The sequence below is a fragment of the Pseudomonas sp. NFR09 genome (assembly GCF_900111535.1).
Classification (GTDB): domain Bacteria; phylum Pseudomonadota; class Gammaproteobacteria; order Pseudomonadales; family Pseudomonadaceae; genus Aquipseudomonas; species Aquipseudomonas extremorientalis.
The window spans coordinates 1-12143 of sequence record NZ_FOIH01000019.1 but is presented as its reverse complement, the minus strand read 5'-3'; the positions used below and the strand labels follow the sequence as shown (position 1 = coordinate 12143).

3 protein-coding genes and 1 pseudogene are annotated in these 12143 nt (G+C 62.2%); all 4 read right to left on the bottom strand.

The window, feature by feature from the left end; all coding sequences use genetic code 11:
- Window positions 1-807 (bottom strand): dermonecrotic toxin domain-containing protein (locus tag BMX59_RS29890; RefSeq protein WP_371914397.1); only part of this gene is annotated, 807 nt, incomplete at its 3' end.
- 104 nt (window positions 808-911) lie between these two features.
- Window positions 912-6953 carry a dermonecrotic toxin domain-containing protein gene (locus BMX59_RS29885; RefSeq protein ID WP_175486729.1) on the bottom strand — a complete coding sequence of 2014 codons (6042 nt, stop codon included), beginning with the start codon at window positions 6951-6953 and terminating at the stop codon, window positions 912-914.
- Window positions 6954-7060: 107 nt separating this feature from the next.
- On the bottom strand, window positions 7061-7462 hold the full coding sequence (locus BMX59_RS29880; protein ID WP_256573013.1) for an NEL-type E3 ubiquitin ligase domain-containing protein: 402 nt from the start codon (window positions 7460-7462) through the stop codon (window positions 7061-7063).
- Between the two features lie 137 nt (window positions 7463-7599).
- Window positions 7600-9435, bottom strand: a pseudogene (locus BMX59_RS30930) (NEL-type E3 ubiquitin ligase domain-containing protein); the annotation flags it as partial.
- Window positions 9436-12143 lie beyond the last annotated feature (2708 nt).

Below are 12143 nucleotides of genomic sequence, written 5' to 3'. Positions count from 1 at the left end.
CCATACACGCTTGCCGTTCAGTAAAGGTTCGTGTTCACCGGCGACCACCGACAGCACCATGCGGTATTCGGCGTCGCTGATGTCTTTTTTCATCAACGCTTGTTCGGCGGCCACGTGCAGGGCGGTCGTGTGGGCGGCCGTGAATTTGTTGCGCAGCACGGCCTGCGCCACCGCGTCTTCGGGCTCCAGGAACGCCTTGAGATAGGCCTGGTACTGCGTGCCGATATCCAGCGTGCGGCACAGGCGGGTGAATTGCTCCACGGTCAGCGTGGTGGTGACGGGGTCAAAGCCGGTTCCAGTCGCCGCCTGGACCACGAACCCCGAGGAGGCATGAAAGGCATCGGCTTCGCATTCCGCGGCTTCGAAATTGTGCAGGGCGGCTTGCAGCAGCGGCAGCTTGAGCGCCTCGAACGAGCCGGCGGTGACGTTGAAGACACCCATCGTCACGCTCTTTCTCAGGCAGATGTAGGTCTTGTCGACGTCCAGCTCGACCTTGAACTGATCCTTGAGGGCCTTGACCAACAACGGCCGGGCGAAGGTGTCGATGTCCTGCAACTGGGACATGACGTTGTCCAGCGCGCTCTGAGCCGTGAAGCCGGCGGTGATGCAGTCCATAAGCGACTGGCGTTGCGCCGCAGAGGCGTGCTGGTACCAGTCTGGCATTGCGTCGGGCGCGGTCTTGAGTGCATCTAACTGTTGCGGCGTGGCTTCTTTCAGCCAATCGGGCACGGCATTCTTGAGGAACGTATCGTGCACGCTTTTCGACACGGGGGTAGTGGCTTCGACGGGCGAAGGTTGAACCGTCATGCGGTCTCTCCTGAGGTAGTGGGAGCAGACAGCAGATCACGTCAGTGGGCGGCGCCTGGGGTAGATAAAACAGCGCCAGGGTGCGAACCCCGGCGCCCGGTGAGTCAGGTGACGGGGTTGGCTTGCAACTCTGTGCGTGTCAGGGTCTCCATCAGGCTGGCTTCCTCGATCGCCAGTTGGGCCTGCAGGTCCTTTGCCTGGTGCTCGTAGTTGGCCTGGGACAACCGGCCCTCGGCGTGTTGGCGGTGCAGGGCCTCCAGGCTGGTGTGGAAAGGTTCGCTCTGCGCTTCGAACCGAGCCCGGTACTTGTGGGTCAGGTACTCCTGCCAGAAATCCCGAGAGACCAGGGCCTGGAACTCGGCCGGCGAATCGTTCAGCTTGAGGATGTCCTCGCGGGTCTTTTTCAGGGCCTCTGCGCTGACCCTGCCGCGGGTAAAGATCGCTGTCTGCGGTTGTCCCGGCAAATCCAGCTGGTCCGGGTTCTTGAGCTCAAAGCGATAGGCCAGCCTGATCTCGACCTCTTCGAGCAGGGCGATCCGCTGAGCTTTTTCGACCGCCGACAAAGCGGGGTTGTCATTGATCGCCTGGGTGCGCCGGGCGATGTCCTGCAGCGCGGCCTTTTCCACCTCATCGAGGCGCAACAACCCCCTGGACAGTTTGATCAACGCGGCGCCCTGACTCACATCGCTGGCCAGTGCCTTGGCGTTGTGCACCATGGTCATGACCTCCACGTTACTGAACGACAGCCCGGCGCGGTCACAGCAGGTCGGACGTCCGGCCCACTCGAACATCTGCTCGCGCAGCGCCGCGGATTCCACGGTGTTTGGCGTGATGGCATCGATCACCGCCCACACCCGGGCTTGCAGGTCTGCATGGCCGGCGGTGGCCTCTCGCATGTCCTTGAGCATGGCGAAGAAGCCGTCACTGCCTGGCTGTGCGCGCAGTTGCTCCCACTGGGCCATGCGGGTGCTGATCTGCGTGGGGGACATTGCTTGCATCCAGCGCCGCGCCTGCGCCTGATCGATGGCTTGGGGGCGTGGCGGCGGCAAGAGCCGCAGTGCCGAGGAGACCAGGTTGTCGGGGTGGTCGACCGAGCTCAGGCCCGCCTGTTCAAGCCGCGCCCGGTAGTGGTTCAGCTGCTCTCGCGCCGCCTCGGTCAGCGGGTTGCCCGTGAACTCGATGAGGTGAGTGAGCCTGGAGGACTGCGCCAGTTGTTCGTCAGGTGGATTGATGAGGGCCTCGGGGAGGCTGGAGATGCGGTTGCCCGCCAGATTGATCTGTACCAGCGACGGTTGTGCACCAAGCCCGGTCGGGAAGCTCTCGAGTTCGCAATTGCGCATGTTCAACGTACGCATGTCGGTGATGGCACTGAAGTCCGGAGCGACGCGCAAGGGGTTGTAGGCCAGGGTCAACAGGCGAAGCGTTGACCGCTGGGCCAGCACCTGAGCGGTGTGCGCGCTGAGCTGGATCTGGTTGCCGTGCAGCCACAAGCGTGTCAACCCGTTCATCTCATTGAGCGCCGCCGGCAGCTCGCGCAGTTGGTTCTGCGATATATCCAGCCAGCGTACCCCGCGATGACGCAGCAGGAATTGCTCGGGGCTGGTGCTCAACTGCATGTTGTTCAATTTGAGCGAGCCGACGTGGCTGAAGTCCGCATCCAGCTCCGGCAGGCTCTGCAGGTTGAGGCCGCTGAGGTCCAGTTCCAGGCCGATGGGGGTGCCATCGAAGGCCAGTTTGGCCGGCGTTTCCTTGCGCCAACAGGCGATGATCCGATTCTTGGCGAGGTAACGATCATCTCGACCCAGAGCATTCAGCGCACGCTGCTCGGTGCGAACGTAACCGGTGCCGGTGCGGTTGTTGACATTGCCGCCAGCGGAAGCCCAGGTATTGAGCTGCGTGTTGAGCTGGGCGAACTCCCGTTCCAGGCGTTGCAACTCTGCTTCCAGGCCTTCCCCCAGGCCCCAGATAAACTGCCGGGTCTCCAGCGCGTTGCGATTCGGGTACAACGCACGCGCGCGTTCAAGCGGCGGGTTGCTGATGTCAAAAACATCATGGGTCTTGATCAAATCCGGACGCTGATCTCCCAGGCGCCGCCAGTAAGCGTCGAAACGCGAACGGTAGGTGTCGGGGAGCGGGTTGCCTTTCAGGAAGGTGACATTGTTGATCCCGGCAATCGCCTCCAACTGTTCGGGAGGTGGGTCGAGATACAGGTCGGGCACTTCGCGCAGGCGGTTGCCGCGCAGGTTGAGAAATTCCAGGCCGGTTTTGTCCTGCAGGCCGGTCGGCCACTGCTCGATTCCGGTATAGGACAGGTCCAGTCTTTTCAACCCGTGCATGGCGCTGACGTCCGGAGTGCGACCCAGGCGGTTTCCCGAGAGCTCCAGGCTTTCCAACGGGTGCAGCGCGCTGAGTTGCGCGGCACTGTCCGGGGTCAGGACGATCTTGTTCTGGCTCAGGCGCAACTGGGTCAGCCGGGGCATCCGATCAAGCCCTTCGGGGATTGTCGTGAGTTCGCAATTGACCAGGCTCAGCTTTTCAACCTGGGTGAAATTGTTCAAGAAGGTTTGAGCGTTGGCGCTCCATTGACGGGTGTGCAGTTCCAGTTCGGTCACATGGCTGAAATCTGCCGTGAGCGCGGGCAGGTCCAACGGCATGCCGCTGATGAATTTAAGCGCAGTGCCGGACTCCCGGCGCCAGCAACGCTTGATGTCCCTGGCGACCGTGCCGGCATAGCCGCCGGCGCGGTCGAACTGGGAGCCCGCCGTACGCGGCTTGTTGGCCTCGACCCAGGTGTTCAGGTCGTCTTCGAGCTGGCGGTATTCGGCTTCGCGCCGGGTCAGTTTTGACCGTACATCACTGCCCATTGACTCAATGAAGGTGTCGACTTGCGCGTCGCTGAAAGACGGATAGAGCTTGCGTACCCGCTGGGCTGAGCTGCTGAGCCGGGCCTTGAGTTTCTCGAAGCCGCGCCCTCCACCGAGCAGGCGCATCGTGGGGTCGTAGGCAGGTTTACGCACCGGGTGTTCCAGCAACAATGCACGCAACGCTTCGCGGGGCAAGGGCTGGGACTGGATGGCGGCGCGCAATTGCGCGGCGTCGGCCAGCTTCATGTCGATACGCTCGCCGGGTGACAACGCGTTGACAATGGCGTCGTACACATCCGTGGAAGGGTTGCCTTCGAACTGCCCGTCACTGAGCTGCACCAGGGTTTTAACCGGCGTGCTGTCCACCTCGCCGATGGCATCGAGCAACAGGTCCTCGGCATCCCCAGGCATACGCTGGCGCAACTCCACGCGGGTCCCGCGGCGCCAGCCTGGCAGGGTTTCCAGGGTGCGCAGGGCCAGGCGCTGGCTATCGAGGTCGAACGGTGTGTTCAGGTGCAGGTTTTCATAGGCCCGGGATACCCGGGTTTCCTGTTCGGCCCACTGCGCCAGCTCGGCGAGCGTGTCCGGCAGGCGCGCGCTGGCGCGAAAGGCCTCTAATTGCTGGGCACTGAGTTCGCTGAGCAGTTGCTCGGCGATGCGCGTCGGCAAGGTGGGAAAGGCGTCCTGCACACGCTGCACATCGGCGTCGGTGCTGGCCGTCAGTTGGCGGTAACGTTCCTGCACATACGAGGGCTTGATCGATTCGACAAACTCACCCAGTTGCCGGCGCAGCTTGGCGGCCCGCATGGGCAGAGTGTCCTGGGGCGAGCCTGGTATGTCGACCAGGTCGGGGTCGGTGCCTTGCAGGGTACCCAGCACCTCGCGCAAGCCTTCGCCGCGCTCCAACTGCTGCTCCGTGAGCCGGACTATGCGCCTGCGCTGGGACGGCAGTGAGGGCTCGTCATCCCAGAGCACGCGACCCTCGGTGTCGATCACTCGCAGCGGCGGGGAGCCGGACAGCAGGCCGCGACGCTTCATCAGGTCCAGTTGAGCCCCCAGGTCAGCCTTGGGAAACACGAAGGGGTCAGTGCTTTTGAGCTGCTGGATGAATGTACTGACCTGCTGGTGGATTTTGAAGCGCTGCAACGAATCGGCCAGCAGCAGCGGCGTGGTGTCGCTGTTCATATGGGTTTCGCGCAAGGCATCGGCGGTGACGCCACTGGCGTGTTGGGCGTTGAGCAATTGCTCGGTGTCCAGCGGCGCGGTGGTATGGCCCAGGCGCCTGAGCGCCGTAGTGTCGTCCCAGTCCAGGGGATGCTCGCCCTCGTGACGCCATGCTCCTTCGTGGTTTTGCGTGAGCCTGGGTGAGTACGCCTCTGGGCGTGTCGGGTGCGCAATGCGGTATTCGGCGTTTTGCGCGTCATGCGTTACCCGGTAGGGGTGGCCTTCCAGCGGCAGAATCGTTTGCCCCTCGTGGCGGTACAGCCCCTGTGCATCCGGTTGGGCATCCGGTGCCAGATTGACCCCCGCCCGGTAAGGGGCCAGGTCGGGTTTCCACAGGCGGGTCTTGCCATCGGTGGACATCACCGGCAACGTCGCTTCGACGACCGGCTCGGCAGGCACCGGGATCAATTTGGCAAAGCCTCTTCCCGCCCCCACCATGGCCGCCAGCATCACCAGGTTTTGCGCCACATCAATCAGGTGTGCCTTGGCCGCTTTGCGATCACCTTCCGACCATTCCCTGACCCCTTCGAAGGTGTCCAGCAACAGCTGGGTACTCATCACCGCCATCATGGCTTCCCCCAGTGCCGGTATGAACATTGACACGCCTGTAAACAGCAGCATGCCGATATTGAGCAGCTGGGCCAGCTTGCGTGAGCGTACGCGTGCGTCCACGTCGGCGGTGGGCACCGCGTGTGCGCGGGCGTCGGCGTAGAGTCTGGCGCGATATTGTTCGTAGAGGTAGGTCCACAGGTCGAGGTTCTCACCCCAGAACCATCCACCGTGTGCCGGCGACGTAATCACCGGGTCCAGGTAAGGGTCCGGATTGGGCACTTGCCGGGGCGGCGCAGGCGGTGGCATTGGGTGGACCGTGCTGAACATGTAGAACGGGTCGATCCCCCGGCGTATTTGATCGATCAGGGCCTGATAGGGCGCGAGGTCCTGGAGGATGGTGGTGTCCGGGGCGTTCTGGGTGAACTGGCTGAAATAGTCCGCGCGCTCCGCATAGTCGACGAACTGGCTGAAGAAGCGCTGGTAGACGGTTGGCCCATCCTGCGCTGACGGCGGTGTGTCAGGGGTGGTGAACCGTTGCTTGAACAGGGGCTTTAGCTGGCCCAGGGTATAGCGCTTGAGCGGGGCCTGCGGATCGCCGGGAACGTACAGCAGCAACTCGCTCCCGTTATGAAGTTCGCCACTGACCAGGAACACCACCACACCGGTGAGTCGATGTTGTGCCAGGCTCAGGTCGCGCAACCAGATGCGCTTGCCGTTGAGCACCGGCTCCTTTTCTCCGGCGATCACCGACAAGACCATGCGGTAGTCGGCCTCGGTGATGTCATTTTTCAAGAGGGCCTGCTCAGCCGCCGCGCGCAGGGCGCACTTGTGCGCGGCAGTGAAGCGTTCCTGCAGGACGGCCTGCGCCACCGCGTTATCGGGCTCCAGGAAACCCTTGAGGTAAGCCTGGTATTTCGCGCCGATATCCAGCGAACGACACAGCCCGGTGAATTGCTCCACGGTCAAGGTCGTGGTGATGGGGTTATAGCAGTCGCCGCTCGCCGCCAGGACCACGAACCCCGAAGACGAATGAAACGCGCCGGCTTCACATTCCGACGCTTCGAAGTTGTGCAAAGCCGCTTGCAGCAGCGGCAGCTTGAGTGCTTCGAACCAACCGGCGGGAATGTAGTACTCGCTGATAGACACGGTTTTTCGTAGCCGGATGAAGGTCTTGTCGACATCTAGTTCGACGTTGAACCGATCTTTCAAGGCGTTGACCAACAGGGGCCGGGCGAAAGTGTCGAGGTCTTGCAGCCTGGACAAGGTAGTGTCCAATTGGCTCTGTGCGGCGAATTGGCTGGCGATGCTGGTTTCAAAGGCGCTGCGTCGGGCCGCCGGGGCGCGCTGATACCAATCGGGCAATTCCGTGGAGGCGGTTTTGAGCGCATCCCTTTGTGACGCGGTGGCCTTTTTCAGCCAATCGGGTACAGCGTTTTCGAGCAAGGCGTGGTGCTGGCTGTCTGACACGGGGGGCGGTGTCTGATCCGCCGTGGATAAAACGGGCATGGGTGCACTCCTGCAATGATGAAGTGCGCAGCAGACCATGCCTGTTGGCGTTTGCCGGGGTAGATAGGTCAAGCGATGCCAGAGCGTGCAGCCCTGGCACCGGGCGGTCAGGTGATCGGATTGGCTCGCAACTCTGTGCGTGTCAGGGTCTCGATCAGGTTGGCTTCCTGGATGGCAAGCTGGGCTTGCAAGTCCTTGGCCTGTTGGTCGTAGACCTTCTCGGTCAACCGCCCCTCGCTGCGCTGGTCGTACAAGGCCCCCAGGCTTTGATGGAACGGCTGGCTCTGCGCTTCGAACTGCGCCTGGTATTTCTGAGTCAGGTACTCCTGCCAGAAATCCCTGGCGACCAACGCCTGGAATTCAGCCGGTGAATTGTTCAGTGCGAGAATTTTGTCGCGGGTGTCTTGCAAGACCTCTGGTTTAACTTTGCCGCCGGTGTATCGCGCCGTCTGCGGTTGGCCCGGCAAGTCGAGCTGGTCGGCGTCCTTGAGCCCAAAACGGTAGGCCAGGCGGATTTCAACTTCTTCCAGCCGGTTGATCTGTAGGGTTTCTCCTCGGCCGACAAGGCGGGGTTGTCATTGATCGCTTGGGTACGCCGGGCGATATCGTTCAGCGCGGCTTTTTCCACTTCGTCGAGGCGGAACAACCCCCTGGACAGCTTGATCAGGGTAGCCCCCTGATTCACATCGCCGGCCATCAACTTGGCGTTGTGCACCATGGTCATGACCTCCACGTTGCTGAACGACAACCCGGCGCGGTCACAGCAGGTGGGCCGGCCCGCCCATTCAAATACCTGTGCCCGCAGCGCTTCGGATTCGGCGGTGTTTTGCGTCATGGCGTCGATCACCGCCCAGACTCGGGCCTGCAAGTCTGCATGGCCTTCGGGCAGTTCCTCCAGGCCATTGAGCATCGCGAAGAAACCGTCACTGTGGGGTAGCTCTCGCAGTTGCCACCATTGGTTGTGGCGTTTCGCTAGTTCCTGTTGGGACAGGTCCCTTACCCAGCGTTTTGCCTGTACCAGGTCGGGAACTTGCACCATCAGTGGCAGCCTCTGTTCCACTATTGAGGTAACCATCCGGTTGGGCTGTGCAAGCGAGCTGTGGCCCGCCAGCTCAAGCCGCGTCTGGTAGACATCCACCTGTTGGCGCACCGCCTCGGTCAGCGGGTTGTTACTGAGGCCGGTCACCCGGGTGAGCCGGACGGACTGCGCCAGTTGTTCATCCGTAGGGTTGATGAGCGAGTCGGGAAGGCTGGTGATGCGGTTGCTCGCCAACTCGACCTTTGTCAGTAACGGTTGTGCGCCGAGCCCGCCAGGGAAACTCTCCAGTTGGCAATTCTGCATTACCAGCACCCGTAAGTCGGTAATAGCGCTGAAATCCGGAGCGATGCGCAAGGGGTTGTTGCCCAGGCTCAACAGCCTGAGTGTTGTACGTTGGGCCAGCACTTGCGCAGTTTGCGTAGTGAGCTGAATCTGGTTTTCGTGCAAAAACAGACGGGTCAGCCCGTTCATCTCATCAAGGGCTGTCGGCAGCTCGCGCAATTGGTTTTGCGACAGGTCCAGCCAGCGCACCCCGCGATGGCGCAGCAGGAACTGCTCGGGGCTGGTGCTCAACTGCATGTTGGTCAATTTGAGCGAGCCAACGTGGCTGAAGTCCGCATCCAGTTCCGGCAGGCTCTGCAGGTTCAGGCCGCTGAGGTCCAGTTCCAGGCCGATGGGGGTGCCATCGTGAGCATGTTGCATCGGCGTTTCCTTGCGCCAGCATTGGACGATGCGTTCCTTGGCCAGGTAGCGATCATCTTGAGCCAGGGCATTCAACAAACGCTGATGGGTGCGCACATAGCCGCTGCCGGTGCGGCTGTTCAGGTTGCCGCCTGCTGAGGCCCAGGTATCGAGTTGCCTATTGAGCCCCTGGAATTCTTGCTCAAGGCGTAGCAACTCTGCTTCGGCGCCGTTCCCCAGCCCCCAGATAAACCGCCGGTTCTCCAGGCGGCTGCGGTTCGGGTACAGCGTGCGCGCACGTTCAAGCAGCGGGTTGCGCATATCGAAGGCGTCAGTGTTCCTGATCAGGTCCGGACGTTGTTGGCTCAGGCGCCTCCAGTAGGCGTCGAAGCGTTCGCGATAGGCGTCGGGAAGCGGGTTGTCGTCGAGCAAGGTGACGCTGTTGATCTTGGCGATGGCCTCCAATTGCTCGGGCGGCGGCTCGAGCAGTACCGCGGGAACTTCGCGAAGCTGGTTGTGGCTCAGGTCGAGAGAGGTCAGGCTGGTTTTGTCCCGTAGGCCCACCGGCCATTGATCAAGCCGGGTAAACGACAGATTCAGTCGTCTGAGGCTGTACATGAAGCTGAAATCCGGGCACGTACCCAGGCGGTTCCCCGAAAGATCGAGGGTTTCCAACTGTCGCAAAGCGCTCAGACGGGCGGCGCTTTGCGGGGTCAGCACCAGATTGTTCGCATTCAGCTCCAGATGGGTGAGGCGGGGCATTGCCTCGAGCCCTTCGGGCAGTGCTTTGAGGTCGCAGTTTTCCAGCCTCAGCTTTTTGAGTTGGGTGAAGTTGCCCAGAAAGGTTTGAGCATTGCTCGACCAGCGTCGGGTTAACAGTTCAAGCTCGGTGACATGGCTGAAGTCTGCCGTCAGCGCGGGCAGGTCCAGGGGCATGCCGCTGACGATTTTCAGCGAGGTGCCTGTCTCACGGCGCCAGCAGCGCTTGATATCCTTGGCAACCACCGCGCTGTACCCGCCCGTTCGTTCATAGTCGCTGGAAGCCACACGTGGGATGTTGGTTTTGACCCACTGCTTCAAGTCGGCTTTGAGCTGGCTGTACTCGGCTTCCCTCAGGGCCAGCTGGCGGCTTGTATCGCTGCCCAGTGACTCGATGAAGGCGGTGACTTCTGCATCGCTGAAAGACGGGTAAAGCCTGCGCACCCGCTGTGCCGGGCTGTTGAACTGCGCCCTGAGCATGTCGTAGCCGCGCCCGCCCCCCAGCAAGCGCAGGGTGGCGTCGTAAGTGGGTTTGCGCACCGGATGCTCCAACAGCAGGGTGCGCAAGGTGTCGCGGGGCAAGGGCTTGGCCGCGATGGCATCGCGCAGTTGGTGGGCGTCGAACAGCTTCAGGTCCTGACGTTCACCGGCTGACAGTGTGTCCAGTATGGCCTGGTACATATCCGTCGAATCCGGCCCTTTGAATTGCCCGTTTTCCAGTTGGACCAACGTCTTGCCTGGCGTGCTGCCGGCCTCGCCGATCGCGTCGAGCAATGGGCCGTCGGGTGAGTGCAGGCGTAACTCCACGCGGGTGCCCCGTTGCCAGCCCGGCAAGGTCTCCAGGGTGCGCAGGACCAGGCGTTGGCTGTCGAGCTCGGACGGCGTATTCAGGTGCAAGTTTTCATAGGCCCGAGACACGCGGGTTTCCTGCTCGGCCCAGCGTGCCAGTCCAGCCACCGTATCCGGCAGGCGCCCGGTGTTGCGTAACGTGGTCACGTCCTCGGTACTCAGCTCTTTGAGCAATTGCCCCGCGATGCGCGTCGGCAGTTTGGGGAAAGCCTGCTGTACGCGCTGTATGTCGGGATCGTTGCTGGCTGTGAGTGTCTGATAGCGCTCTTCCAGATACGACGGCTTGATGCTCTCGACGAATTCACCCAATGCCTGGCGCAGCCCGGTGGCCCGAGTGTCGAGCGTGTCCTGGGGCTGGCCCGGGATGTCGAGCAGCTGTGGGTCGGTGTCCTGCAGCGTGTACAGCACCTCACGCAATCCCTCGCCACGGGCCAAATGTTGCTCCTTGAGATAAACCGCACGCCTGAACGGCGATGAAGGATGGGGTATATCCTCCCACAGGACTTTGCCCTGGGGATCCACAACCCGTAGCGGCGGGGTGCTGGACAGCAGGCCGCGACGCTTCATCAGGTCCAGTTGCAGGCCCAGGTCAGCCTGGCTGTAGACGGCGGGGTCGGCGCTTTTGAGTTGCTGGATGAATGCGCTGACGTCCTGGTTGAGTTTAAAGCGCTGCAACGAATCGGCCAGCAGCAGGGGGGTGGCTTCGCCATTAAAGTGGGCTTCGCGCAAGGCGTTGGCGGAAACGCCGCTGGCCTCTTGTGCCTTGAGCAACTGTTCAGTCTCCAGGCCTTCGGTGGTATGGCCCAGGCGCCTGAGTGCGGTAGCATCGTCCCAGGCCTGCGGGTTTTCACCCTCGTGGAGCCAGGCGCCTTCGTGGTTGTGGGTCAGCTCGGGTGAGTAGGCCTCGGGTCGGGACGGGTGCTGGATGCGATACGCGGCGGTGTCCGGGTCTTTGGTCACCTGATACTGCCGGTCCTCCAGCGTCAGGTACGTCTGCCCTTCGTGTGTGTACAGGCCATGCGCATCGGGCCGGGCATCGGGTGGCAGCTTGACCGGCGTTTCATAGGGTTTCAGGTCGGGTTTCCACAAGCGGGTTTTTCCATTGGGCAGGGTAACGGGTTGCAACCCCTCGACCACCGGTTCGGCCGGTACCGCCGTCAGTTTGGCCAGGCCTTTGCCTGCGCCCACCATGGCGGCCAGCAGCACCACGTTCTGTACCACATCCAACCAGTGGGCCTTGGCTGCCTTGCGATCGCCTTCCTCCCACTCCACCACGCCTTCGAAGGCTTCATACAGCAGTTGGCTGGCCATCACCCCCATCATGACCTCGCCCAGCCCGGGTACGAACATCGACACGCCGGTCAACAGCAGCATGCCGATATTGAGCAGCTGGGCCAGTTTGCGTGAGCGTACGCTTGCATCCACGTCTGCGGTGGGCACGGCGTGGGCGCGGGCGTCGGCATACAGCTTGGCGCGGTGTTGCTCGTAGAGGTAGTTCCACAGGTCGAAGTCGTCCGGCCAGAAAAGGCCGGTGTGCACCGGCGGCGTGACGATCGGGTTCAGGAAGGGGTCTTGGTTGGGCACCTGCCTGGGCGCGGGGGGTGGAGGTAGAGTGTTGACTTTATTGAAGATGTAAAAGGGGTCGGTTGCTTGGCGTAGCTGATCCAGCAGAGGCGCAAAGGGGGCCAGCTCCTGGACGAAGGTGGTCTCTGGGGCGTTCTCGGTGAACTGGCTGAAATAGTCCGCGCGGTCGGCGTAGTTGACGAACTGGCTGAAGAACCGCTGATAAGCGGTGGGGCCTTCGCGCTCGGCGGGCGGGGTGTCCGGGGTGGTGAAGCGTTGCTTGAACAGCGGCGCGAGTT

Excerpts from the sequence above, each read along its gene's own strand:
- BMX59_RS29885 (WP_175486729.1), bottom strand. The coding sequence starts at position 6,953 with ATGCCCGTTTTATCCACGGCGGATCAGACACCGCCCCCCGTGTCAGAC.